The organism is Colwellia sp. F1, assembly GCF_056238625.1.
Map to the genome: position 1 here is coordinate 121,713 of NZ_JBWDLI010000003.1, position 25,406 is coordinate 147,118.

Below are 25,406 nucleotides of genomic sequence, written 5' to 3' on the forward strand. Positions count from 1 at the left end.
ACTTACAAGCACTAGCATCAATAAATAGAAAACAAAAAAGAGCCTAAAAGACTCTTTTTATATGAATACTGTGTTTGTCGCAGTAAAATTTACTCTGACGCAGCTTGCTCTGGCTGGTTGTCGTAAATAACTAAAGGCTTAGATTCACCTTTAATGGTAGTTTCATCAACCACAATCTTACTCACCCCTTTCATTGAAGGTAGATCATACATAGTGTCGAGTAGTACCCCTTCTACAATTGAACGTAAACCACGTGCACCAGTTTTTCTGTCCATAGCTTTTCTAGCAATGGCATTAAGTGCATCTTCCCTAAACTCTAGTTCAACGTTTTCCATATCAAACAAGGCAGCAAATTGCTTAGTTAACGCATTTTTAGGCTCTTGTAAAATTTGAATCAATGCTGATTCATCCAGTTCACGTAAAGTGGCGACCACTGGCAAACGGCCAATAAATTCAGGAATTAATCCATATTTTACTAAATCTTCTGGCTCAACGTCTTCGAGTATTTGGGTCAGGGTTATTTCTTCATCTTTGCCTCGAACTTCGGCGCCAAAGCCAATTCCTGTCCCAGTATGGCTGCGCTGTTCAATCACTTTATCAAGACCTGCAAAGGCACCACCACAAATAAATAAAATTTTAGACGTGTCTACTTGTAAAAATTCTTGCTGAGGGTGTTTACGGCCACCTTGTGGCGGCACAGAAGCAATAGTGCCTTCAATAAGCTTTAAAAGTGCCTGTTGAACCCCTTCACCCGATACATCACGGGTTATTGACGGATTATCTGATTTACGAGAGATTTTATCTATTTCATCAATATATACAATACCACGTTGTGCTTTTTCAACGTCATAGTCACACTTTTGTAAAAGTTTTTGAATAATATTTTCAACATCTTCGCCAACATAACCAGCTTCAGTTAATGTTGTCGCATCTGCCATCGTAAAAGGTACATCAAGTAAACGCGCTAACGTTTGTGCTAATAATGTTTTACCTGAACCTGTTGGGCCAATTAATAAAATATTACTTTTACCTAGCTCTACGCCGTTATGTGTATCACCATTACGCAAACGTTTATAGTGATTATAAACCGCTACTGCCAGTACTTTTTTCGCATGGCTTTGGCCAATCACATAATCATCTAAACTTTCACGTATTTCAACCGGAGAAGGTAGTGCCTCTTTTTCTTCCTTAGGAGAGATTTCTTTTATTTCCTCACGAATAATGTCATTACATAACTCAACACATTCATCACATACAAATACTGACGGGCCAGCAATTAGTTTACGTACTTCATGTTGGCTTTTGCCACAAAATGAACAGTAAAGTAATTTACCATTATCACCGTCACCACTTTTAATATCGGTCATGCCCTACCTCAATTCTTTAATTCCGTTAATAACTACTCTATTTATAGTGACACTATAACATAGCAGCCATTTAATCATTTTTTAAGTATTATTTAATCGTTAAAATTCACTTTACAACGAATGTTAAAAAATAAATTAACTACCTCTTTGTTCTAATATGGAGTCAACTAGGCCATATTCAACTGCGCTCTGTGCACTTAAGAAATTATCACGGTCTGTATCGTGAGAAACTTTCTCGAGCGATTGACCAGTATGCTCTGCCATTAAACGGTTTAACTTTTCTTTAATATATAATATTTCTTTGGCATGAATCTCAATATCAGACGCTTGACCTTGAAAACCACCTAAAGGTTGATGGATCATTACACGAGCATTAGGTAAACAATAACGCTTGCCTTTTTCGCCGCCTGAAAGTAAAAATGCGCCCATACTTGCAGCTTGACCAATACAAACAGTAGAAATATTAGGTTTAATAAATTTCATCGTATCATAAATAGCCATACCAGCCGTAACAGAGCCACCAGGCGAATTAATGTAGAGAAAAATATCTTTATCTGGACTTTCAGACTCTAAGAATAATAATTGAGCAACAATTAAGTTGGCCATGTGATCTTCAACTGGACCACATAAAAATATCACGCGCTCTTTTAGTAATCTTGAGTAAATATCATAAGAACGTTCACCTTTAGCAGTTTGTTCGACTACCATAGGCACTAAGGCATTTTCAGGGCTAGTCGCTGAATTTTGAGAGTTTTCTTGGGAATTGAATTGAGAATTAAACAAGTGAGTTCCGTCCTTAAATATAAAAACTTAATGCGTAATTAAGCCATAATAAATCAAATAAAAATGGCTTGTATGAAAATGTTCATACAAGCCATTAAATTTAAGCGATCGTTAACCTTTTTTCAATGAAAAAAGCGATATTACTTACCTTCTGGGTTCATAATATCTTTAAAACTTGCTTTTTTGTTTTTAACTGCCGCTTTTTCAACTAAAAGCTCAACTGCTTGCTCTTCTAATGCAACATTTTGCATCTGCTGCATTAACTCTTTGTTATTAGCGTAGTATTCAATAACTTCATTTGGATCTTCGTAGGCTGAAGCAGCTGTTGCGATTAATTCATCAACTTTAGCATTATCAACTTTTAGTTCATTAACTTTAATGACTTCACCTAATAATAAACCAATTTTAACACGACGTTCTGCTTGTTCTTTAAACATTTCGCTTGGTAATTCAGGCATGTTTTTAGGGTCCATTTGACCTTGGAAACGTTGCATTGCTTGTTGACGTAGTACATCAATTTCTTGGGCAACTAATGCTGAAGGTAAACCAACTTCATGGCCAGCAAGTAAACCGTCAATCACTTGCTCTTTAACTTTAGCTTTAACCGCTTGGGTTAATTCACGTGACATATTTTTTTTGACTTCTTCACGTAAAGCTTCTACACCGCCTTCTTCAACACCAAAAAGTTTAGCAAATTCTTCATCAACGTCAGGTAATACTGGGCCTTCTGTTTTATGAACAACAATATCAAACTCTGCTTCTTTACCTTTTAGATTTTCTGCATGATAGTCTTCTGGAAAAGTAACTTTGATTGTTTTTTCTTCTCCTACCTTCATGCCTGTTATTTCAGTTTCAAAACCTGGGATCATACGACCAGCGCCAAGCTCAAGTTCAAAACCTTCAGCTTTACCGCCTTCAAATTCTTCACCATCAACACGGCCAGTGAAATCAAGTGTTAACTTGTCACCTTTTTTAGATTTACGCTTATTTTCTTTCCATGTTTGATGTTGTTTTTGCAATGTTTCAAACATTTCATCTAAATCAGCGTCTGTTACTTCAACTTCTGGGCGTTCTACCGCTATTTTATCTAAATCTTTTAATTCAACTTCAGGATAAACTTCAAAAGTTGCTTCAAATTCTAACTCTTTTCCATCTTCATTGCTTTTAGCGACAAACGAAGGACGACCCGCTGGGTTAATTTTTTCAGCGACAATGGCATCAACGAAGCTACGTTGCATGATTTCACCAGCAACTTCTTGACGTACAGATTTACCGTAACGCTTTTGAATAACTGATGGTGGAACTTTACCCGGGCGGAAACCGTTAATACGTTGGGTTTTACTTACTTGACGAAGTCGATTTTTAACTTCTACATCTACTGTTTCGGCTGGAACAGAAATAGTCAAACGACGTTCCAAACCCTGTGTAGTCTCAACTGAAACTTGCATTTATATACCTCAAAACTTAGCGTGTTACGCTTTCTTATTTGCATCGATTTTATCTGCTATTGCTTGACCCGCTAACGACAGTAAAAAGTGCCTTGCTCATACGAACGGTTAAAATTTATGACGCGGAATTATAGCGAGACACAAAAGAAGTTGCAAGAATAAGTTTAATCACAAAAAAGTGAATAAATTAACAGGAAACATTCACTATAGCTGGGCAAGTACTGGGTAATAGGTACTAGGTACTAGGTAATAGGTACTAGGTACTAGGTACTAGGTACTAGGTACTAGGTAATAGGTAATAGGTACTAGGTAATTTTCAATAAGGAATTAAGGAATAAGGAATTGGCTAGTGTTGTAAGGATTTAATGTACAAATGAGCCTTGTGACACCCAAACCAATATTTGGTTAGATATACATCGACTTTTTGAAAAGTTGAAAAGTGGTCGGTGATGCAAGATTCGAACTTGCGACCCCTTGGACCCAAACCAAGTGCGCTACCAAGCTGCGCTAATCACCGATATTCTTAACTTATGTTAAACTTTACTCTGTAGAGAAATATTAAAGTAAAAATGGGGTGGCTAAAGGGACTTGAACCCTCGACAACCGGAATCACAATCCGGGGCTCTACCAACTGAGCTATAGCCACCATTGTCTACATTAATTCATACTTACTATATTGTATATTAAGTATGGCACGCCCTGCAGGATTCGAACCTGCGACCCACGCCTTAGAAGGGCGTTGCTCTATCCAGCTGAGCTAAGGGCGCACATTAACAACCTACAAAGCTTTTCTCTTTAGATTAACTCTTTAGAGAAAACTGGTCGGTGAAACAAAATTCAAACTTACGACTGAACTTGATGACACCCAAACCAACACTTGCCTTGTTAGTACTCTATCAAGCAAGAAAAGTGGTCGGTGATGCAAGATTCAAACTTACGATTGAACTTGATGACACCCAAACCAACACTTGCCTTGTTAGTACTCTATCAAGAAAAGTGGTCGGTGATGCAAGATTCAAACTTACGACTGAACTTGATGACACCCAAACCAACACTTGCCTTGTTAGTACTCTATCAAGAAAAGTGGTCGGTGATGCAAGATTCGAACTTGCGACCCCTTGGACCCAAACCAAGTGCGCTACCAAGCTGCGCTAATCACCGACATTGCTAAAAACAAATTTTTAAATTAGCTGCTTTCAACGGGAGCGGATATTACCGAGTTGCGCTGACCCAGTCAAACGTTTTTTTGAAATAAATACTCGTTCGCTTACTTTTAGCTCAACTTGCTCGTTTTGTATCACAAGCGCTATATTTATTTGCACAATGCAATAAGGGTACTGCAGCCAAATGAAATATTGCTATTTCAGTATTTATCTAAAAAAGTAACAGTCTTAACTATATCTAGCGTAGGCTTTGTGGCAAAATACTCCCAATTTTATAGCTCATTTATTTCATTAATTTATTTAAGGTTACAGTTAAGTATTATGACGGCATCATTGATTGACGGCAAAGCAATTGCCAAGAGTCTTCGCGATTCTATTAAAGAAAAAGTGAATTTGCGTATTAGTAATGGTCAAAGAGCCCCCGGACTTGCAGTAATATTAGTCGGTTGCGACGCTGCTTCTCAAGTTTATGTTGGCAGTAAACGTAAAGCCTGTGAAGAGGTAGGTTTTGTTTCACGTTCTTATGATTTAGCAGCAACAACAACACAAGATGAATTGTACCAATTAATTAGTGAATTAAATAACGACGACACTATTGATGGTATTTTAGTGCAACTCCCCTTACCTGATGGGCTAGATGCCAATTTAATAATTGAACATATACACCCTGAAAAAGATGTTGATGGTTTCCACCCTTTTAATGTTGGTAAGCTTGCTTTACGCCAACCAGGTTTGCGACCTTGTACCCCCAAAGGCATTATGGAGTTAATCGCGTCAACAGGTGTAAAAACGCACGGTTTAGACGCGCTAGTTGTTGGTGCGTCAAATATTGTTGGCCGACCCATGACACTAGAGCTCTTACTTGCAGGTTGTACGGTAACCACCACCCACCGGTTTACTAAAGATCTTGAAAACAAAGTAAGAAACGCTGATTTAATTGTAGTAGCTGTAGGTAAGCCCGCTTTTATCCCAGGGGAGTGGATTAAATACGGTGCTATTGTTATTGATGTGGGTATTAACCGATTAGACTCAGGAAAACTTGTGGGTGATGTAGGGTTTAAAGTTGCTCAAGAAAAAGCAAGCTTTATCACCCCAGTGCCAGGTGGCGTAGGCCCAATGACAGTTGCATGTTTAATTGAAAATACATTTCTTGCTTGTGAGAAGTTTGGTAAATAAAGTTTTCATCACTTTTTTAGTAATAAATAAAAAGGTGATGGGCGATGAAAAATAGCAAAAAATAGCATTAGTTACGAAAGCACCTAGCATGGCTGTTTTCGTAACTAATAAACGCCTCTTCGCTCTTTGTAGCTAAAGATTTAGCTGTTTTTACGCCAAGTAGTTTTGCCCGCACTGTCTTCTAAAACCACATTTAGTGCTTTTAGCTTATCTCGTGCTTCGTCAGCAAGTGCCCAGTCTTTATCTAGGCGCGCTTGATTACGCTGTACAATTAGCGCTTCAATAACAGCCACTTCATCATCCGCAATTTTCCCTTGTAAAAAACTTTCTGGTTTTAATTGTAACAGGCCAATAACACCACCTAAGGTGACTAAGGTAGCCGCTAAACTTTCAGCTTTATCCTTAACTTTTGCATCAAAAGTTTGCTCTTTTACTACATTAAGCTCTTTGGCTAGTTCAAATAAAACGGCTAATGCTTGTGGTGTATTAAAGTCATCGTCCATGGCTTGACAAAATTGCTGTACATAAATAGATGATTTATCTAACACAAAGTTTTCACTAACATTAACTCCCCTTAATGCGGTATAAATACGCTCTAATGAGGCTCTTGCTTGATTTAAGTTATCCGTTGAATAGTTTAACTGGCTACGATAATGTCCGGTTGTTAAGAAAAAACGCACCGTTTCCGCGTCATATTGCGCAAGCACATCTCGGATAGTAAAAAAGTTACCTAAAGATTTAGACATTTTTTCTTGATCAACTTGTACCATACCTGTATGCATCCAGTAATTTACATACGGTGTGTCAAGTGCACAGCAACTTTGTGCTATTTCGTTTTCATGGTGTGGAAATTGTAAATCTGAGCCGCCGCCATGAATATCAAAATGATGGCCTAATTCTTTTGCATTCATTGCTGAACATTCAATATGCCAACCTGGACGCCCTTCCCCCCATGGTGATGGCCAACTAGGCTCACCTGGTTTGGCTGATTTCCATAAAACAAAGTCTAAAGGATTGTTTTTTGATTGATCAACATCAACTCTTGATCCTGATTGCAATTGCGCTAAATTTTGACCACTGAGCTTGCCGTAATCAACATAACTAGCTACGTTGAATAAAACATCCCCCTTACCTGTAGTGCTTTCATCATTGTTAGCACTGGCAACATAAGCATGTTTTTTCTCCACCAAGGTTTCAATCATAGAAACGATTTCATCCATATGCGCAGTGACACGAGGCTCTGAATCAGGACGCGCTATATTTAATGCGTCAAAGTCTTCGTGCATATAAGCAATAGTGCGTTCGGTTAGTGCTTCGGGCGTTTCATTGTTTTGTGCTGCGCGATTAATTATTTTATCTTCAACATCGGTAATGTTACGTACATAATTAACCTCATAACCAGAAAAGCGCAAATAACGCGTAATGTTATCAAAGCTAATATAAGTACGCCCATGCCCAATGTGGCATAAATCGTAAACAGTACAACCACAAACATACAACCCTACTTTACCTGGAGTTATTGGGGTAAAGGCTTCCTTTTTACGAGTTAAAGTATTGTATATCTGCAACATGAGGGTTTACGTCTCCAGTGAATAAAATGTTATTTTTTTACATTAAAAACGGATTGTACCGCAACAATGCCTTTGAATCACCCTAGCTGAAGCACTTTATCTCAATTAATGACTAACAAAGCGGCAGTATTTAAAATATATTACAAACGCTGTTTTTAATTCACTTAGGGATAGCGTACAATTCTGCTAAATTTTTTCTTACAGATGAGTTCCTATGATTATTTTTAAAACAACCCTTGGCGATATAAAAATTGAGTTAAACTTTGATAAAGCCCCTATTACTGCTAAAAACTTCCAACAATATGTTGAAGAAGGTCACTACAATGGCACTATTTTTCATCGTGTAATTAAAGGCTTTATGGCCCAAGGTGGCGGTTTTGGCCCAGGCTTAGCAGAAAAAGAAACGCGTGCTAGCATTCAGAATGAAGCCAATAATGGTTTAGGTAACAAACGTGGCACATTAGCTATGGCCCGTACCCAAGAGCCTCATTCAGCGTCAGCACAATTTTTTATTAATTTAAATGACAATGACTTTTTAGACTTTAAAAATGAGTCTGTGCAGGGTTGGGGTTACTGTGTCTTTGGTGAAGTAGTCGAAGGCATGGACGTAGTTGACAAAATGACGTTAATTGAAACGGGTAACTTACACGGACATGGTGATGTGCCAAAAGACGATATCGTCATTGAGTCTGCTATTGTTGAGTAAGCATTGGCGCCAAGTATAGGCGTAATTATTAAAAGTAAATAGTCGCAATTAACACGCACAATAAGCACTAGAAGCCGTTAACCATGCCAAGTACCAATGAACCCATTACCTATTTTATTGCTGATTTACACTTAGCACAAAACAGACCTGATATTACCACCTGTTTTTTACGCTTTTTGAAAAATGAGGCAACAAAAGCACAAACTCTGTATATCCTTGGCGACTTATTTGAGGTTTGGGTAGGTGACGACGATGACAGTGCTTATTTAGCGACTATCGCCAAAGCTTTAACAACTTTGTCAAACCTTGGCACTACTATCTATTACATTCATGGCAACAGAGACTTTTTATTAGGCGAGCGCTTTGCTAAAAAGTCGGCCATGAACTTATTACCTGAGGTAGATGTAATTGATTTGTATGGGCAAAGCGTTGTTATTATGCACGGTGACACCCTTTGTACGCGTGATATTGCTTATCAAAAGTTTCGTAAAAAATCCCGCGCTTGGTGGTGGCAAACCATGATAAAAAGCTTACCACTTTTTATCCGTAAAAAAATAGCCGCTGACTATCGTAAAAAAAGCGCTGCTGCCACATCAATGAAAGCGCAAGAAATTATGGATGTAACCCTATCAGAAGTAGTAAAATGTCTTGAAACGCACCAAAGCCAGCTATTAATTCATGGTCATACGCACAGACCAGCAGTACATGAATTAACGGCTAACAATATGCCAGCAAAAAGGATTGTTTTAGGCGACTGGTACGAGCAAGGGGCTTGGTTAAAAGTAACCCCTACAAGCATGAAACTGCTAAATTATCCGCTTATAAGCCCCACTGGTAAAGAATAGTTAAATTTAAGAGGGTGTGCCTGAATGGAACTTAAAGTCTGGATCTACTGACTGAATAAGTTCAGCTTCAATATTGCCAAACAAAGTAATTCTATCGGTTATGTCTACAGTAGAAATTTGTTCTGCTAGTGCTAAGTAATCTTGATAATGACGCGCTTCAGAGCGAAGTAACGATAAATAAAATTTACCAATTTTTGCGTCTAAATACGGCGCTATTTTAGCGAATCGTTCACAAGACCTTGCTTCTATATAAGCGCCAATAATTAATTTATCAATTAACGCCTCAGGCTCATAAGTACGCACATTTTTAAGCATCCCCTTTGCGTATCGTGAGGCAGGGATTGGATCGTAAGAGATATTATTTTCTTCAATAATTTCTAATACCTGATAAAAGTGATGTAACTCTTCTCGTATTAATAAAACCATTTTATCGACCATATCTTGCCCATATGAACAATCAGGTTTCGCTTTGATCGACTTAGCTAAAACATTTTTACCCTTGAGTGTTTCAGTATTACCAATGCGTTTATAAGCAAAATCTTCATAAGGCTTTATCAACGCTGTTAGCTGAGTTACGCCCTGCGCTGTTAGCGCATAACGTTTCAGTAAGAACATGGCACTTTGCGCTGCTTTTAATTCACATAACAAATGATCGCGAAGCAGTATCGGTAAATTTTCTGATTTTTTAGCTTTATCAACCCAAGACTCAGGTGTAGTACATTTTAAAAAGGCGCTAATTGGTGCTAATAATTCTTCGTACATACTGCTTACTGTTCTCTTGTTAAGGTGCTAATGTGTTAAAGGTTAAATTAATTTTAACACGAAAACTGCTAAGTGAGACTACTAAGTGCAGCTAAATATAGTATGCTGACATTAAGCCATGCTAAATCAACAATATTGGCTATACTTCGGGAGAAAGTTGAAACAATACTGCTGTAAACTTACTCAATGGCGCTTTACTAACTGGGCTTCAATAATGTTTAAATTTATTTCTGCAAAAATGCTTATATTAGTCATGGGCTATTACTTATCTTCAACAGCCTATGCTCAACCGCTCAATATTAAAATTATTGATAAAAATTCAAGCCTGGCAGATGAACTACTCTTCAAGCAGTATTGTACGTCATGCCATTCCTTAGGCTTAATTACAAAAAGCGCAGGTTATAGCGCGGATGATTGGCGATCATTAACAAAAACCATGCTAGATCTTTCTGCCCGACCTCACGTTGAAAAAAAGCTTATGAGCTATCTTGCCACTCATTACCCACCTAACACACGCCGTACACCGACACTTATCTCGGGCGACATTAAAATATCTTTTACCGAGTGGCAACCCCCGACTCTTGGACAACGACCTCGTGACCCTGTTGAAGCACCTGACGGTTCTATTTGGTGGGCAGGACAACGTAAAAACCTCATTGGTCGAATTGATGTCAAAACAGGGCAAATAGACGAGTATGTATTACCCCAAAACGCCATGCCTCACACGGTTACAACCGATAACTCAGGCAACATTTGGTATACTGGCAATAAAAATGGCACCGTTGGTAAGTTATCTGTTAAGTCTAAAGAAATCAGCGAATATAAAATGCCGAATCGACAAGCGAAAGATCCACACAGCGCTATATTTGATGAGAAAGGCACTCTTTGGTTTACCCTTCAACACAGTAATATGATTGGCCGACTTAACCCTGTGACCAGTGAAATAAAACTCGTCTCGATGAGCAAACCGCGCTCTAAACCTTATGGTATTAAAATAGATGCTGATGGTACGCCTTGGGTTGCCTGCAACGGCCGAAACTGCTTAGTTAAAGTTGATCCAAACACGATGGAACTGACAGAAATAACTCTTCCGGATGAAGCAACTAGAGTACGTCGCCTTGATATTTCAACTGATGGTATGATTTGGTATGTCAATTCGTCACAAGGACGATTAGGCATGTTTAACCCTAAAAGTGGTAAAATTAAAGAATGGCCATCACCCAGTGGTAAACATTCACACCCCTATGCTATCGCCATTATTGATAATATTGTTTGGTATAATGAATCAGGTATGAGACCAGACACCTTAGTGAGGTTTGACCCTAGCACTGAAAAATTTCAAAGCTGGGTTATTCCCTCGGGTAATATCTATGCTGGTATCATTAGACATATGCGCGCAACTCTTAATGGCGATTTATTAATTCATCAAAGTAGCACTAATAAAATTATTCGCGTTAATATTGAATAAATGGCAACGATACGCTCACTCATTTAGCATAAAGGAGTGAGCGCTTTCTTATACTAATTAGTCTTATAACAGCTTATATCATGTATATTACTCGATGTTGTAAGCGCATCTAATTGTAATAGTACTTTAAAAGTCCGCTATCAATTGCGATACTAGCTACCTCAAATGCCACTGACTTTTATCAACCCATGACAAAATTTTCTGAAGATATTTCCCCTACGAATACAGCAGCAAAGCAATTAATTAAACAACATAAAAAGCTGGTTCACACTGAAAATATTAGTGTGGTGTCACATGTGCAGCGCGAAGTTGATGATTGGTTTTTAAACACACTGATGCTGGCAGATCTAAATGTGCCTTTCAAATATAAGCGTAAAAAACTGTATAAATCCTTAAAAGGACAACAAGTGAATATAACCTATTATCCCGACAATGAAAAAGTTGCAGGTTTCGATATTGAAATAATGAGAATTGTTCGACTAAAAATTGCTTAATTTTATATTATTTACTCCATGACAAAAGTGAAAATAAAAATAGTAAGGGGGATATTTTACTTTTTTCTTATCTAAGCATTTATACGAATACACACTAATCAAAGTAAATTTAAGTCGTATTTGTTATAAAAAGCACTTATTTGCGGTATTTGTTGCTTATTTAGCAGTCAACCCTTGACGAATGCCTCAGCTTCTTACATAAATAGAGTATCGACAATATAAAAATATGAATGTCGAACGTTTATTTAGCGAACAATAATAAGATTACCCGAACACAGCTAAATAATTTACTGGGGACTGCAGGAGGAATTTATTATGATATTAAATCATATTTGGGGTTTATATACTCACCCAAAAAACGAATGGCAAACGATAGAAAAACGTAGTGAAAGTTTGACCTACAGTATGGTACATATTTTAGTAGTATCGTTAATTCCAGCCATTTGTGGTTATTATGCGGCGGCACATATAGGTTGGACAATAGGCGTTGGTGAGCCGATAAAAATAGCGCAAGGCAGTGCACAATTAATGGCTGTAGCCTTATATTGCGCGCTAATTTTTGGGGTACTAGCCTTAGCTTATTTAATTCAATGGATGGCGAAAACATTTGATGCCAAACCAAGTTTTATTCAGTCATTAGAGCTAGCTGCGTATACCGCAACACCTATGCTAATGGTTGGTATTGCCGCTTTATATCCTGTACTTTGGTTTCTTGCATTAGCAGGACTTGCCGCTGTGTGTTACTCAATATATTTACTCTATTCTGGTGTGCCAATTATGATGAATATTCCAGAAGAAAAAGGCTTTATTTACTCAAGCTCTGTGGTTACTGCAGGTTTGGTACTGCTGGTTGCAATTATGGCTTTTAGTGCAATCATGTGGACTATGGGATTTGGACCTGAATATTTGTCTTAATTAGTGTTGCTCCCTTCTTTTATCTGGCACTGAAGCGGCTTACTACCTTTATTTATCAAGGGTAAGTGAGTAGAACTATAAGCTAAGAACGATAGGTTGACGAGTAGCGGGTGATAGAAAAAACCGCTACTCGCTACGTTAAAGTAATACCGCTTTGAACAACTTGCTTAACTAAGCACCTTCGTTATACATATCAATAACAGAGTCTGCATTTTTATCTACGGCTTCTTTACTACTGTTATTTCGTAGCGCATCAAGTTTCTCTAAGTAGATATTGTCAATGTCATTAGTAACATAAACACCATCAAACACTGATGTATCAAAAGTCTCTACTTCTGGGTTACCCACTTTTACTGCGTCGACTAAATCATCTAGTGATTGAAAAATAAGCTTGTCAGCGCCAATTAAGTCACAAACATCATTTACATCACGGCCATGGGCAATTAATTCATTTGCACTGGGCATGTCTATACCATACACATTAGGGAAACGTACTGCAGGTGCGGCCGAGGCAAAGTAAACTTTCTTTGCGCCAGAGGCTCGAGCCATTTCAATGATTTGCTCAGAGGTAGTGCCACGAACGACAGAGTCGTCAACTAATAGAACATTTTTGCCTTTAAACTCTACACTAATCGCGTTCAGCTTTTGACGAACAGACTTTTTACGCTGCTCTTGTCCTGGCATAATAAACGTACGACCAATATAACGGTTTTTTACAAAACCTTGACGATAAGGTAAATTTAGCTGCTGTGCAATTTGTAAGGCAGTATCACATGAGGTTTCTGGAATAGGAATAACCACATCGATATCAACATCATCCCACTCTCTCGCAATTTTTTCACCCAGTTTGGTCCCCATTTCGACGCGTGAGCCATAAACAGAAATTTTATCCATGATTGAATCTGGTCTTGCAAAGTAAACAAACTCAAATATACAAGGGTTATAAGCAGGATTTTCTGCACACTGTTGGCTATGAATTTGACCATTTTCAGAAAAGTAAATGGCTTCACCTGGAGCTATATCACGAACAAATTCAAACGAACAAGCATCAAGCGCCACCGATTCAGACGCTACCATGTATTCAATACCCTTTTCAGTTTCACGCTTACCAAACACTAAAGGACGAATACCATTAGGGTCACGAAAAGCAACCATGCCATAACCAATAATTAAGGCAACGGTCGCATATGCCCCACGCACACGTTTATGTACATTGGCAATAGCGCTAAAGATATTGTCTGGCTGTAAAGCCACTTCTGCACTTTGTTGTAATTCATGACTTAAAATATTAAGTAACAATTCAGAGTCTGATGTGGTATTAACATGGCGACGCGCTTGCGTGTTTAACCAGATTTTCAACTCTTCTGCATTGGTTAAATTACCATTATGCGCTAAAGAGATACCATAAGGTGAGTTAGTATAAAAAGGTTGTGCTTCTGACGAGCTAGAGGTGCCAGCTGTAGGGTAGCGAACATGGCCAATACCAATATTCCCCTGTAGCCTTAGCATGTGACGTGTATGAAATACGTCTTTTACTAAACCGTTCGCTTTTCTTAGGCGAAACGTATTGTCATGAATAGTAACAATACCGGCAGCATCTTGACCACGATGCTGCAATACGGTCAGACCGTCATATAAATATTGGTTTACTGGGGTTTTACCGACAATACCAACAATACCACACATGTATTTTTCTCCGCTTAAAAGTTAGTAAATAGCGTTAATAATTATCATTAAGCTAGAAAACTTGATGATTGTTTGAGGTATTGAAAAAACCACTCAATCACTAAAGTAAACTCAGGTATTAACTGAGAGTTATTCCACCAATCAGTTGACTTAACCCCTGTAAAGGCGTCCATAAAAAATAATATTGCTGCAACAATGAGTACACCACGTAATGCACCAAACACAAGCCCTAAAATGCGGTCTGTGCCCGTCAAACCTGTTTTACTCACTAACTGCCCTATCAGGTAATTAATGAGTGCCCCCAGAATCAACGTGGTAATAAATAAAATGGCGATTGCTGCAGCATTTCGTAAAAATTGATCAGTAATATTGGTGAGTAAGTTGGCAAGGTTGGCATAAAAGGAACTCGCGATAAAAAAAGCACTGATCCAAATAATTAGCGACACGGCTTCTTTTGCAAAACCACGAACCAAACTTACTAAGGTTGATAACCCAATAACAACCAAAATTGCGTAATCTACCCAAACCATCATTTAAGTTTCTCGTTAAACATAAATCTATCTTGAAGAAATTAGTCGCCAATAAAAAATAGATGTTTTTGTCATGCCCTCACTCGTTCTAAAATAACAACGATGGAACACCATGAATATAATGGCGCGCATTCTAGCAGAATCAACCGATAAATGCCCAACATTTTTTGGTTGCTATGCACTTATTCGCTCGGATGAAACCGAGCAACCTTACCTTTAACATTGGTTAGCTTTTCTAATGCTGGAATTTTTTTAGCTAATGATGCTTTAATTAACTCAGGCCCTACAAACACTTTGGTTAATGTTCCTTTTTTGGTTTGAACAGGTTGAGTAAAGACTGTGTAGCCATTAGCTTTCAATTTGTTGACTAAATCATCAACATTGCTTTTATGTCTAAAGCTACCTAACTGGATCGCCCATGCTTTGTTATTTACTGCTTTATTCGGCTGTTGCCCTAATGGAATTTTTTCAATTGTTTTTGCTTTAGTTGCCGGTGTTACTTTAGTGCGAATTGCCTTGGTTTGGTCTTCACTACTATCCTCCACGGGCGCTACAGTGGCTGCTATCTTGTTGGTATCGCTTTGATTATTTGTTATTAATGCGTCATCTTTCGCTTCTTCATTGAAAACGACTGGCTTTTCTTTTACTACTAAATCGTCATCAGGGAAAGCTTGGTTAGTCACTTTTCCAGTGAAGGTTGGCGCTTGTGAAATAGCATCGAAGTCAGCTTGATTCGACTGTTTTTTACCATCAAGTATATCTGGTAGAAAAATAACAATGGCGGCAGCAACAATAATAGTGCCAACTAGGCGGTTTTGAAACGGTGTAGACAAACGATACTCCAAGTAACTAAAACGATAAATTAAACCAATTCACTTGTTAAACGAACCGCTGTACTAAAAGCGGTCTGATCTCAGCAACCGTGAAAAAAGAGCCAAAAACCAGTATTAAGTCATCCGGCTCAGCTTGTAAATTAGCCATTTTAAATGCCTGAGTTATATTGTCAAAGCAATTAATAGCATTAGTAAAGTGAGCTAACTCTGTTGCCATTTGCGCCGAAGTAGCTGCCCTTGGTACAGATAACGGGGCAACATACCAATTATCAATAACCTTATTAAAGGCTATTAAGGTATTGCTGATATCTTTATCTGACAACATAGCAACAACTGCAATAATACGTGAATATTGCTGGCCTGTTTTCAATTGTCTTAACTTTTCAGCTAAGTATCGCCCTGCATGCGGATTATGACCCACATCAAGCATAACATCACAGTGCTGCTTAAAAAAACTACTTGTTGTAGTACTGTTAGCTCCGTTAGCATCGTTAATGTGCTCATAGGGTTTATTATACTTAAATAATTCCGTTCTACCTGCCACCTGTGTTTGTTTAATTAATTCGTTTACTTTTGTGGTTGTTAGCTTTACCCCGATCTGCTTTAACACCATTAATGCAGTAGCAACATTATCTTGAGGGATATGGGGGGCCACAAGGTTATTCACATAACATTGAGATTTTATGTTGTTTTGCCCACTGCCAATATAGGAAAATTGCCAGCTTTTATCTTTGACTGTGTCCTTGTGAGCATTGTCAGTGTCGTTAATAGCAAAAAAGTCTTTGTTGCGTATTTTTATTTTATTATACGCTTGCGCGCGAAGTTCAGGTGTTAGCGTTTCATTAATTTTTTTCGCGTAAGTTATTACTGACGCTGGTGCATTCGGATCACCTATAATAATATGCTGATCGGCTCGCATAATGCCTGCTTTTTCAAAACCAATCGTTTCTCTGTCATCGCCAAGAAATGCTTGGTGGTCAAGGTCAACCGTGGTGATCACTGCAACATCAGCATCAATAATATTGGTGGCGTCAAGTCGGCCACCTAAGCCAACTTCTAAAATAATAATATCTGGCTTAATCACCATTAATACTAATAAAGCAGCCAAAGTAGTGTATTCATAATAACTTAGCGATATTTCACCACGGGTTGATTCTATTTTTTCAAAAGCCTGTATCAGCGATTGATCGTCAACATCACTTTTATTGATGCGAAGTCGCTCGTTAAATTTTTTAATATGGGGTGATGAGTAAACCGCTACTGATTGTTGGCGCGTATATTCTTTGGCGTTATTATGTGTTTCGCTAGCGCTAGTATTTGCCACCTCATTAATGGTTTCACCAAGCAATGCATTTTCTAAAAATGCGCATGTTGTTCCTTTACCATTAGTTCCGGCGACCGTAATTACTTGGGCAAAGCTAAGATCAATGTGGAGTCGGTTTGCCACTTGGTTAATACGAGTAAGCCCAAGATCAATTTCACTGCTATGAAGGGTCTCTAAATAACAAAGCCACTCAGTAAGGTGAGTAAAACATTTAGTGTGGCTTTTATTCTTTTTTAACATAACTTAATAAACTTATGCATTTTAGCTAATTTAAGATACAACTATAATGGACTAACTTGCCCTGTAAATTTAGCTAGCACCCGTGCTAATGTTGCACGCATGTCACGACGATCAACAATCATATCAATCGCCCCCTTCTCTAAAAGAAACTCACTACGTTGAAAACCTTCTGGTAGTTTTTCACGTACTGTTTGCTCTATAACACGGGGACCGGCAAAGCCAATGAGCGCTTTGGGCTCGGCAACGTTAATATCGCCTAACATCGCTAAACTCGCAGAAACGCCTCCCATCGTAGGGTCTGTTAATACCGAAACATAAGGCAAACCTTTTTCACTCATTTTAGCCAAGGCTGCACTCGTTTTGGCCATTTGCATTAATGAAAATAAAGCTTCTTGCATGCGAGCCCCGCCACTGGCAGAAAAACAAATCAGCGGCACATTGTGCTCTAAGCAATATTCAACACCTTTAACGAAACGAGAGCCTACAACCGAAGCCATAGAGCCACCTAAAAACGAAAATTCAAAGGCAGCAGCAACCACAGGCATACCATGAAGCTCACCTTTCATAACCACAAGAGCATCTTTTTCACCGGTGTTTTTACGTGCAGCACTAAGCCTGTCTTTATAACGCTTTGAGTCTTTAAATTTTAATATATCTTGTGCTTCAAACTCTTCACCTAATTCTTGACGGTTATCTTGGTCAAGAAAACCATCAATACGCTTACGTGCAGTAATACGCATATGGTGATCACATTTTGGACAAACAGACATTTGTCGGTCAAGTTCAACTTTATATAATACCGCACTACAAGAAGTACACTTACTCCAAACACCTTCGGGAATATTGCGCTTTTGGGTAGATTTTGCTTTGGGGAGAATTTTTTCAATCCAGCTCATAATTTATTTTTGCCTATTGCAACGAATATAAGTTAACTTTTTTGCTAAAAACCTTGATAAAAAAGTTAAATAGAATGTGATAACAAACATAACCCATAATTAAAACATATTTTACGCTATGTTTTATATAAAAAACTGGTCTGTTTTGTTTATTAATGACCATAATTATACTATTAATTTTAATAGTTTAAAAACAATGGACCAAATGGCCTTTTGGGCAAATTAAATTGCTCAGGGTAATCAACTTCTACAAAGTATAAACCTTCTGGTGGTGCAGTTATACCTGCCATGCACCGATTTTTCAACTCTAGTACTTCTTTGATCCACATGGGGCTTTCTTTTGCTTGGCCAACACGCAGTAAACTGCCAACAATATTTCGTACCATATGATGTAAAAATGCATTTGCTTTAACCTCAACAATAACATATTTTCCTTGGCGTGTTACTTGGCAGTGATCAATGGTGCGCACAGGTGAATGGGATTGACAGTGCACAGTACGAAATGAAGTAAAGTCATGTTTACCAACAAGGTGCTGTGCTCCTTGTTGCATTAACTTTTCATCAAGGGGATAGTGATGGTGGCTAATGCCATGGCTTAAAATTGCAGAGCGTAACCTATCATTATAAATAATATAACGATAACGCCTAGCAGTAGCGCTAAAGCGTGCATGAAAATCTTCGCTAACGGCTTTCACCCAAGTAACCGCTATATCTGTTGGTAAGTGGGTATTAACACCTAGTGTCCAAGAAACATCTTTACGCGCTTGAGTGGTATCAAAGTGAATCACTTGATTCGTTGCATTCACACCAGTATCTGTACGCCCAGCACAAACAACTTCAATTGGTTCATTGGCTATTTTAGACAATGCTTGCTCTACTTTTTGTTGTACGCTCACCACGCTTTTTTGTCGTTGCCAACCACAATAATTTTTCCCGTCGTACTCAATACCTAGCGCATAACGCATGAAAACCTCTTGAGCTATTTCTTAAGCTATTAAAGTGGCGCATTATCTTATATTTTACTGCGCTATGCCAACATTCTTTAATACCAAGAAATCGTGCCCAAGGTATTATCATATTGCTATAAAAATGGGTTAACGCTCATTTAATAGCTTCTGGGCTGCCTCTTGTTGTTGTAAAGTACCGAGTTTAATAACCTCTTGTAAAATAATTTGCGCGTTCTCTTCATCACCTATTTCAAGGTAAACTTTGGCTAAATCAAGCTTGGCTGCAATACCGTTGTCATCAATATCAACATCAATAGGCTTAGCATCACGCGTAAATTCGGGAAATTCATTTAAACCAACCTCTATGTTTGCTTTTTCATAGGGTTCTTTGTTACTTATTTCACTTTGGCTGTCAGAAAGCAATGAGTCTACTGAAACAAAGTTATCTTCGTTGTTATGGTTTTCACTGGTGCTAGTAGCAGTGCTGTCGGGAGTAATATTATCAAAATCATCCAGTGAAATGTCAGTACTGTTACTTAGACTGCTTGCTAAGGTTGTATTTAAATCAGCCGTCTGACTCTGACTCTGACTCTGACTCTGACTATCAAGACTAGTATCCTCTTCAATAGTTGCTAGAAGCTCATCAAAATTTGCATCGTCTAGCTCTTGAATGTCATGAACTTCACTTGTTGGCAAGACTTCATTATCACTTTCATCCTCATCGTTAAGTAAATCCGTGAGTATGCTTTTATCTAAGAAGTCAGGAGATTGCTCTATGGGGCTGTCCTCTTCACTATCGGCTAATAATGTTTTTAGCGCTTCTTCGTCAAAGGCTTCTGTAAGTAGGTCATCCCCAATATCTAAAGGCTCTTCAGCTATACTATTAGCTAAGTCTTCGTCTGGTGCTATTGTCTTTGCATTTATTTCATTAATATCTGAACCATCATCGTTTGTTGAACCGTCACTTGACGGTGTGGAAGCTGGCTCGGTAAATGTTTCGTCTGCATCAGTATCTTTAGAGGTAATATCACTAAAGTCTGCGGCTAATAATGGGGCGACATATTCTGGTGTTAAGCTTTCAATTTTTGCCTGGTTGTCACTGAGTTGTTCATTCTCAATATCGTCTGGGTCGGTTATTTCTGCTTGCGCATCTTCATCTGTCGCGTCAACTTGTGCATCAACTTGCTCTGTTGGCGCTGCGGCTTCAGTCTCACTGGAGTCACTGGGCGTTTCACTCATTGACTCTAACAGCGCATCAATGTCGTCTGGGTCAGTTATTTCTGCTTGCGCGTCTGCTTGTGCGACTTCATCTGTCGCGTCAACTTGTGCATCTACTTGCTCTGTTGGCGCAGCGGCTTCAGTCTCACTGGAATCACTGGGCGTTTCACTCATTGACTCTAACAGCGCATCAATGTCGTCTGGGTCAGTTATTTCTGCTTGCGCGTCTGCTTGTGCGACTTCGTCTGTCGCGTCAACTTGCTCTGTTGGCGCAGCGGCTTCAGTCTCACTGGAACCACTGGGCGTTTCACTCATTGACTCTAACAGCGCATCAATGTCGTCTGGATCAGTTATTTCTGCTTGCGCGTCTGCTTGTGCGACTTCATCTGTCGCGTCAACTTGTGCATCTACTTGCTCTGTTGGCGCAGCGGCTTCAGTCTCACTGGAATCACTGGGCGTTTCACTCATTGACTCTAACAGCGCATCAATGTCGTCTGGGTCAGTTATTTCTGCTTGCGCGTCTGCTTGTGCGACTTCGTCTGTCGCGTCAACTTGCTCTGTTGGCGCAACGGCTTCAGTCTCACTGGAACCACTGGGCGTTTCACTCATTGACTCTAACAGCGCATCAATATCGTCTGGGTCAGTTATTTCTGCTTGCGCGTCTTCATCTGTCGCGTCAACTTGTGCATCAACTTGCTCTGTTGGCGCAACGGCCTCAGTCTCACTGGAACCACTGGGCGTTTCACTCATTGACTCTAACAGCGCATCAATGTCGTCTGGGTCAGTTATTTCTGCTTGCGCGTCTTCATCTGTCGCGTCAACTTGTGCATCAACTTGCTCTGTTGGCGTAGCGGCTTCAGTGCCACTGGGTGCTTGATCAGAGGCTTTATCCTGTGAATTTAACAAATCATCTAGCGCACTTTGGCTTAATTCGTTATTCTCAAAGGCTTCAGCTGACTCATCTTCTGACTTATCTTCTGACTTATCTTCTGACTTATCTTCTGACTTATCTATTGTAGCGTCTGCATCATCTGCTGAGCCGAGCAGATCATCCAAATCACTTTGACTCAATTCATTACTTTCTAATGCTTCACTTTCTGCATCGTCATCTGACTCTACCAACAAAGCATCTAACTCACTTTGATCTAACTCACCATCGGCTAGTAATGATAAGTCATCAACATCATCTTCAATTGAAAGGTCGTCTAAATCATCTAAATCACCTAAATCGTCTAAATCGTCTAGGGTGTCGTCATCTAAATGTATTACGTCGCTTTCATCTTCTGCAAGAAGTTCTGCAGATAACTCATCATCTAACGATAATTCATCATCTAATGATAATTCATCATCTAACGATAATTCGTCATCTAATGACAATTCGTCATCTACGGAAAGTTCATCAGGCGTTGGTGCGTTAGCTGTTACATTTTCTTGTTTATCTTCATCTTTCGCGGCTTTCTTTGTTTTTGCTGGAGGGCTCACTGGCTTTTTGTCTGATTGGCGACGTTTGAGGACAAAAGCGGCCGCAAGAAGAATTAAAACCGCGGGTAATATGGCCATCAACACAATAAACCAAGTATTCGTAAAGATATTATTTTTCGTTAGTTTTAATTGTTCTTTTTCTAATAGTAACTCTTGCTCTCTCGCTTGGGCTTTAGCAAGTAGGGCCTGCTGTAATTGGATCATATCATCCATTTGCAACTTAACTTCTTTACTTTTAGCAACCTCTTCTTGCATTTTATCTAATTGATTGTTAAAAGATGATAAACGTTGACGCAATGCTTCATTTTCTTTTAAAAGCGCTTGCAAACCACCGATAGAGTCCAAAATATCACTTTGAATATTTTCTAAGCGTCTTTGTTGTTCAGTGTCTATTTTTGCTAATTTATCGTTTATTTCAACTTTGACTGTGTCTAGATCTTGCTTATTAACTTTTTGGTTAGTGTATTTCGACTGTTTACCTTTGCTGCCAGTTTGGTTGCTTTGCCATGCTTTGTCATCAGCATTTGACTTTTGCTTTGCTTCGTTGGCATCTACTAACATCATTTGTTTAAAGGAAGGAATTGTTAGATATTGGCCGTCAACTAAGTGATTTAAATTTCCGTCGACAAACGCATTTGGATTGAGTTGATACAGTGCTTGCATGACCTGATACACACTCAAACGGTTATCAGGTCTAACTTTCAACGCTATATTCCACAAGGTGTCGCGCTTAGTGATAGGGCCATAACGTTCATACCGATACTCGTCTGAGCCTTTAGGGCCAAGCATACGAACACCACTTTGTTCTGCTTGGGCAGCCTTTACAGCTAAAGGAAAACCTATATATAACACACTAGCCATCATACTAGCGCCTAATAAACTGGTTATGGATATACTAAGAACAACCTGCCTAAGGCGCAGGCTTATTAATTTTGGCATCAAAGTTTTCCTAGTTATTGTTTTTACAAAGTGGTTATTGGTCAGAAATTTGACAATAACCACAGTAAAGTTATCGCCAACCTTTAAAACGAAGCAAAATTTGTTCCACTTTAATGTTGGAAATTATTATTTATAACATTAATTAACAGTGGGGTTAAGTAATGTAGCTTACGTTTATACCAAAGACGTCATACAATATATTAACAATCATACCAAATTCAAAAGAAATATCTCATTATTTTAAGGAGATAAAACAAAAAACTCGCCATTAACAGATTATATAAAATGTTAACAGCGAGTTTTATTTTCTCATTACTCTTATAACGACCTAAACTTAATATAGAGTGAAATCACTGTAAATTAAGTCGGCTAGGTTAAGCCAGCTAGGTATTACGAACTGAGGTGCTCTTTCACGAGTAATTCAGCTATTTGCACACTATTGGTGGCAGCACCTTTACGAGTATTATCTGCTACAACCCATAAGTTTATGCCATTTGGGTGTGTGATATCTTCACGAATACGACCAACATAAGTATCATCTTTGCCGCTTGCATTGCCTATTTGTGTTGGGAAATCTTCGTCATTTTCACATAAAACAATACCAGCAGCATCTTTTAGTAGCGCTTTAACTTCTTCAACAGAAATTTGACTGCGTGTTTCAATGTGTAACGCTTCGGCATGGCCATAAAATACTGGGACACGAACAGCAGTAGGGTTTACCAACACCTGGTCGTCGCCAAATATTTTTGTTGTTTCCCACACCATTTTCATTTCTTCTTTAGTGTAGCCATTATCAAGAAACACATCAATTTGAGGAATAACATTAAAGGCAATTTGACGTGAAAAGTTTTTCGGTTCAGCCGGCTTACCTTGTAACAAATCAGCTGTTTGTTTGGCTAATTCGTCCATTGATTCTTTACCACCACCAGACACTGATTGATAAGTACACACGTTGATACGGTCAATACCTACCGCATCTTGAATAGGCTTTAACGCTACTAACATTTGAATTGTTGAACAGTTAGGGTTAGCAATAATGTTACGGTTTCTGTATTCAGCTAAGGCATGTGGGTTTACTTCTGGAATCACTAAGGGAATATCGTTGTCGTAGCGAAACTCAGAGGTATTATCAATAACAATACAGCCTGCTTCACCCGCAAGTGGCGCAAACTTAGCTGACGTTGCACCACCAGCTGAGAAAAAGCCTATTTGTGCTAAGCTCCAGTCAAAGTTATCTGCGTCAAGCACTTCAATACTTTCACCATTAAATTCAATAAACTCACCTGCAGACCGAGCACTGGCTAATGGGTATAGTTTATTAATTGGAAAATCTCTTTGCTCTAAAATTTCCATAATGGTTTTACCAACTAGCCCTGTTGCGCCAAGTATGCATACGTCAAATTTCTGTGCCATCTTCTCTCTCTTTATTCGTTAATTTAGCTAGACTAAATGCTAGTTATTTTGTGTTAAACCCTAAACGATGTGGCACATCGCTTGGGGTGTCAGATAACAAGGCGACTTGAACAGCTGAAAACTCCCGTCTTATCGGGTAGTTTTTTCTTAAGTTATCAAAACCTTGACTTGATAATTGTTGACGAAATATTGCATCATCTCGTCTCACATCGTAAACCAGTTTAACTAATTGGTTTAGCGAAATCGCATTAAACGCTTGGTTTAATGTTACCGCTGAAATATTAGCCGAAGGTAAAAAATCAGCTAACTGGTGTTTACATTCAACACGACTGTTTTTATGCCGGTTAATATGTTGACATAATGCCTGATAAAGCATTTCTGTGCCACGAGCTTTTCCTTCTAAGCTATAACCCGCTATATGCGCAGTTGCTATTTCAGTATACGCAATAAGCGGTGTTAGTATGTCAGGCTCACCTTCCCACACATCGAGTACAAGCTTCACCCCATGACCACGTTTTTTCAATGATAACAGTGCGTTATTGTCAATAACTTCACCACGACAAGTACTGATTAAAATTTGCTTGTCTGTTAATTGACTTAAACGTTCTTCGTTAAGTAGGTGATAGGTAGGGTAATCCCCTTCTATCACCTTAGGTACATGTAAAGAAATAATATCACAACTAAGCACTTCTGCTAATGAAGAGAACTGCCTTTTATCTGCTTTATTTTGTGCTAATAGCGGATCATGAATTTTATATGACATTCCTAATGCTGTGAGTTTTTCACTGAGTCGTGTACCTGTGTTACCACCGCCAACAATACCCACAGTAAGTTGGCTTAAGTCTAACAAGTAACGCTCGGCTAAAACAACTAAGCTACTAATAACATACTCAGCAACAGAGATAGCATTACAGCCGGGAGCCGCATGAAAAGTAATGTTTCGTTTGTCCAGATAATTGTGATCAATATGATCGGTACCTATGGTGGCCGTACCAACAAAACTGAGGTTTTTATTGGCTTTTAACAGTGTTTCATTGACCTGGGTAATAGAGCGCACTAGCAACACATCAGCATCGGCTACTTCTTTAGCTTGCAAATCTCGTCCTGAAAAAGGAATTAAATCACCTGCTTGGCAAAAATCACTAAAAAATTCTTTTGCGTAAGGCATGTTTTCATCAAAAAATATTTTCATTAAGTTTA

At 38.7% G+C, this 25,406-nt stretch carries 20 protein-coding genes and 4 tRNA genes; 6 read left to right on the plus strand and 18 right to left on the minus strand.

All coding sequences use genetic code 11. The annotated features are described in order from the left end of the window. Positions 1-89: 89 nt before the first annotated feature. From clpX to AC0UA9_RS03605, 7 genes are all read right to left on the minus strand, one after another. Positions 90-1,367: an ATP-dependent protease ATP-binding subunit ClpX gene (gene clpX, locus AC0UA9_RS03575; RefSeq protein ID WP_475657153.1), complete on the minus strand. Its 1,278-nt coding sequence runs from the start codon at positions 1,365-1,367 to the stop codon at positions 90-92. A gap of 135 nt (positions 1,368-1,502) precedes the next feature. Beyond that, a complete protein-coding gene (gene clpP / locus AC0UA9_RS03580) occupies positions 1,503-2,150 on the minus strand; it encodes an ATP-dependent Clp endopeptidase proteolytic subunit ClpP (protein WP_475657156.1) in 648 nt (215 codons plus the stop codon). A 140-nt stretch (positions 2,151-2,290) separates the two neighbouring features. Continuing rightward, entirely contained in the window at positions 2,291-3,598 is a 1,308-nt protein-coding gene (gene tig, locus AC0UA9_RS03585; RefSeq protein WP_475657159.1) for a trigger factor, read from the minus strand. Between the two features lie 440 nt (positions 3,599-4,038). Continuing rightward, a tRNA-Pro gene (locus AC0UA9_RS03590) sits at positions 4,039-4,115 on the minus strand. A 53-nt stretch (positions 4,116-4,168) separates the two neighbouring features. After that, positions 4,169-4,244, minus strand: a tRNA-His gene (locus tag AC0UA9_RS03595). 44 nt (positions 4,245-4,288) lie between these two features. Next, positions 4,289-4,365, minus strand: a tRNA-Arg gene (locus AC0UA9_RS03600). A 317-nt stretch (positions 4,366-4,682) separates the two neighbouring features. Next, positions 4,683-4,759, minus strand: a tRNA-Pro gene (locus AC0UA9_RS03605). A 323-nt stretch (positions 4,760-5,082) separates the two neighbouring features. Here AC0UA9_RS03605 and folD point away from each other — a divergent pair. Then, positions 5,083-5,937, plus strand: coding sequence for a bifunctional methylenetetrahydrofolate dehydrogenase/methenyltetrahydrofolate cyclohydrolase FolD (gene folD, locus AC0UA9_RS03610; RefSeq protein ID WP_475657162.1), 855 nt, complete (start codon positions 5,083-5,085; stop codon positions 5,935-5,937). Positions 5,938-6,077: 140 nt separating this feature from the next. Here the strand turns inward: folD and cysS are convergent, their stop codons facing one another. Continuing rightward, positions 6,078-7,508: a cysteine--tRNA ligase gene (gene cysS / locus AC0UA9_RS03615; RefSeq protein WP_475657165.1), complete on the minus strand. Its 1,431-nt coding sequence runs from the start codon at positions 7,506-7,508 to the stop codon at positions 6,078-6,080. A gap of 214 nt (positions 7,509-7,722) precedes the next feature. Between cysS and AC0UA9_RS03620 the strand changes: the two genes are divergently transcribed. Both AC0UA9_RS03620 and AC0UA9_RS03625 read left to right on the plus strand, forming a co-directional pair. Next, positions 7,723-8,214 (plus strand): peptidylprolyl isomerase, encoded by a 492-nt coding sequence (locus AC0UA9_RS03620; RefSeq protein ID WP_475657167.1) that lies wholly within the window; start codon positions 7,723-7,725, stop codon positions 8,212-8,214. Between the two features lie 83 nt (positions 8,215-8,297). Beyond that, complete coding sequence (locus AC0UA9_RS03625) at positions 8,298-9,059, plus strand: UDP-2,3-diacylglucosamine diphosphatase (RefSeq protein WP_475657170.1); 762 nt, start codon at positions 8,298-8,300, stop codon at positions 9,057-9,059. A 6-nt stretch (positions 9,060-9,065) separates the two neighbouring features. Here the strand turns inward: AC0UA9_RS03625 and miaE are convergent, their stop codons facing one another. Further along, entirely contained in the window at positions 9,066-9,821 is a 756-nt protein-coding gene (miaE, locus tag AC0UA9_RS03630) for a tRNA isopentenyl-2-thiomethyl-A-37 hydroxylase MiaE (RefSeq protein ID WP_475657173.1), read from the minus strand. A gap of 214 nt (positions 9,822-10,035) precedes the next feature. Between miaE and AC0UA9_RS03635 the strand changes: the two genes are divergently transcribed. The 3 genes from AC0UA9_RS03635 (at position 10,036) to AC0UA9_RS03645 (ending at position 12,698) form a co-directional block, all read left to right on the plus strand. Then, positions 10,036-11,289 (plus strand): Vgb family protein, encoded by a 1,254-nt coding sequence (locus AC0UA9_RS03635; RefSeq protein WP_475657176.1) that lies wholly within the window; start codon positions 10,036-10,038, stop codon positions 11,287-11,289. Positions 11,290-11,477: 188 nt separating this feature from the next. After that, positions 11,478-11,783, plus strand: a complete 306-nt coding sequence (locus AC0UA9_RS03640; RefSeq protein WP_475657180.1) for a hypothetical protein — start codon at positions 11,478-11,480, stop codon at positions 11,781-11,783. A 315-nt stretch (positions 11,784-12,098) separates the two neighbouring features. Next, positions 12,099-12,698 carry a Yip1 family protein gene (locus AC0UA9_RS03645; protein ID WP_475657182.1) on the plus strand — a complete coding sequence of 200 codons (600 nt, stop codon included), beginning with the start codon at positions 12,099-12,101 and terminating at the stop codon, positions 12,696-12,698. Positions 12,699-12,869: 171 nt separating this feature from the next. Here the strand turns inward: AC0UA9_RS03645 and purF are convergent, their stop codons facing one another. From purF to AC0UA9_RS03690, 9 genes are all read right to left on the minus strand, one after another. Beyond that, positions 12,870-14,384 (minus strand): amidophosphoribosyltransferase, encoded by a 1,515-nt coding sequence (purF, locus tag AC0UA9_RS03650; protein ID WP_475657184.1) that lies wholly within the window; start codon positions 14,382-14,384, stop codon positions 12,870-12,872. 47 nt (positions 14,385-14,431) lie between these two features. Further along, positions 14,432-14,914 carry a CvpA family protein gene (locus AC0UA9_RS03655; RefSeq protein ID WP_475657573.1) on the minus strand — a complete coding sequence of 161 codons (483 nt, stop codon included), beginning with the start codon at positions 14,912-14,914 and terminating at the stop codon, positions 14,432-14,434. Positions 14,915-15,096: 182 nt separating this feature from the next. Next, positions 15,097-15,747, minus strand: a complete 651-nt coding sequence (locus AC0UA9_RS03660; RefSeq protein ID WP_475657186.1) for an SPOR domain-containing protein — start codon at positions 15,745-15,747, stop codon at positions 15,097-15,099. A 46-nt stretch (positions 15,748-15,793) separates the two neighbouring features. Continuing rightward, the gene (gene folC / locus AC0UA9_RS03665) at positions 15,794-17,311 is read right to left on the minus strand and encodes a bifunctional tetrahydrofolate synthase/dihydrofolate synthase (RefSeq protein WP_475657188.1); all 1,518 of its coding nucleotides are present in this window, start codon (positions 17,309-17,311) and stop codon (positions 15,794-15,796) included. A gap of 41 nt (positions 17,312-17,352) precedes the next feature. Then, complete coding sequence (gene accD / locus AC0UA9_RS03670) at positions 17,353-18,207, minus strand: acetyl-CoA carboxylase, carboxyltransferase subunit beta (RefSeq protein WP_475657191.1); 855 nt, start codon at positions 18,205-18,207, stop codon at positions 17,353-17,355. Between the two features lie 179 nt (positions 18,208-18,386). Beyond that, positions 18,387-19,172: a tRNA pseudouridine(38-40) synthase TruA gene (truA, locus tag AC0UA9_RS03675; RefSeq protein ID WP_475657193.1), complete on the minus strand. Its 786-nt coding sequence runs from the start codon at positions 19,170-19,172 to the stop codon at positions 18,387-18,389. A gap of 129 nt (positions 19,173-19,301) precedes the next feature. Continuing rightward, positions 19,302-22,793, minus strand: coding sequence for a FimV/HubP family polar landmark protein (locus AC0UA9_RS03680; RefSeq protein WP_475657194.1), 3,492 nt, complete (start codon positions 22,791-22,793; stop codon positions 19,302-19,304). A gap of 390 nt (positions 22,794-23,183) precedes the next feature. Further along, positions 23,184-24,206: an aspartate-semialdehyde dehydrogenase gene (locus AC0UA9_RS03685; RefSeq protein ID WP_475657198.1), complete on the minus strand. Its 1,023-nt coding sequence runs from the start codon at positions 24,204-24,206 to the stop codon at positions 23,184-23,186. Between the two features lie 43 nt (positions 24,207-24,249). Further along, positions 24,250-25,398 carry a 4-phosphoerythronate dehydrogenase gene (locus AC0UA9_RS03690; protein ID WP_475657200.1) on the minus strand — a complete coding sequence of 383 codons (1,149 nt, stop codon included), beginning with the start codon at positions 25,396-25,398 and terminating at the stop codon, positions 24,250-24,252. Between the last annotated feature and the right edge of the window lie 8 nt (positions 25,399-25,406).

Bases quoted from the DNA above. Each gene is read 5' to 3' on its own strand.
- clpX (WP_475657153.1), bottom strand. From the start codon at position 1,367: ATGACCGATATTAAAAGTGGTGACGGTGATAATGGTAAATTACTTTAC.
- miaE (WP_475657173.1), bottom strand. From the start codon at position 9,821: ATGTACGAAGAATTATTAGCACCAATTAGCGCCTTTTTAAAATGTACT.
- AC0UA9_RS03685 (WP_475657198.1), bottom strand. From the start codon at position 24,206: ATGGCACAGAAATTTGACGTATGCATACTTGGCGCAACAGGGCTAGTT.
- AC0UA9_RS03640 (WP_475657180.1), top strand. From the start codon at position 11,478: ATGACAAAATTTTCTGAAGATATTTCCCCTACGAATACAGCAGCAAAG.
- folC (WP_475657188.1), bottom strand. From the start codon at position 17,311: ATGTTAAAAAAGAATAAAAGCCACACTAAATGTTTTACTCACCTTACT.
- purF (WP_475657184.1), bottom strand. From the start codon at position 14,384: ATGTGTGGTATTGTTGGTATTGTCGGTAAAACCCCAGTAAACCAATAT.
- AC0UA9_RS03680 (WP_475657194.1), bottom strand. From the start codon at position 22,793: ATGCCAAAATTAATAAGCCTGCGCCTTAGGCAGGTTGTTCTTAGTATA.
- AC0UA9_RS03620 (WP_475657167.1), top strand. From the start codon at position 7,723: ATGATTATTTTTAAAACAACCCTTGGCGATATAAAAATTGAGTTAAAC.
- AC0UA9_RS03625 (WP_475657170.1), top strand. From the start codon at position 8,298: ATGCCAAGTACCAATGAACCCATTACCTATTTTATTGCTGATTTACAC.
- AC0UA9_RS03645 (WP_475657182.1), top strand. From the start codon at position 12,099: ATGATATTAAATCATATTTGGGGTTTATATACTCACCCAAAAAACGAA.
- cysS (WP_475657165.1), bottom strand. From the start codon at position 7,508: ATGTTGCAGATATACAATACTTTAACTCGTAAAAAGGAAGCCTTTACC.
- accD (WP_475657191.1), bottom strand. From the start codon at position 18,207: ATGAGCTGGATTGAAAAAATTCTCCCCAAAGCAAAATCTACCCAAAAG.
- AC0UA9_RS03635 (WP_475657176.1), top strand. From the start codon at position 10,036: ATGTTTAAATTTATTTCTGCAAAAATGCTTATATTAGTCATGGGCTAT.
- tig (WP_475657159.1), bottom strand. From the start codon at position 3,598: ATGCAAGTTTCAGTTGAGACTACACAGGGTTTGGAACGTCGTTTGACT.
- AC0UA9_RS03690 (WP_475657200.1), bottom strand. From the start codon at position 25,398: ATGAAAATATTTTTTGATGAAAACATGCCTTACGCAAAAGAATTTTTT.
- folD (WP_475657162.1), top strand. From the start codon at position 5,083: ATGACGGCATCATTGATTGACGGCAAAGCAATTGCCAAGAGTCTTCGC.
- AC0UA9_RS03655 (WP_475657573.1), bottom strand. From the start codon at position 14,914: ATGGTTTGGGTAGATTACGCAATTTTGGTTGTTATTGGGTTATCAACC.
- truA (WP_475657193.1), bottom strand. From the start codon at position 19,172: ATGCGTTATGCGCTAGGTATTGAGTACGACGGGAAAAATTATTGTGGT.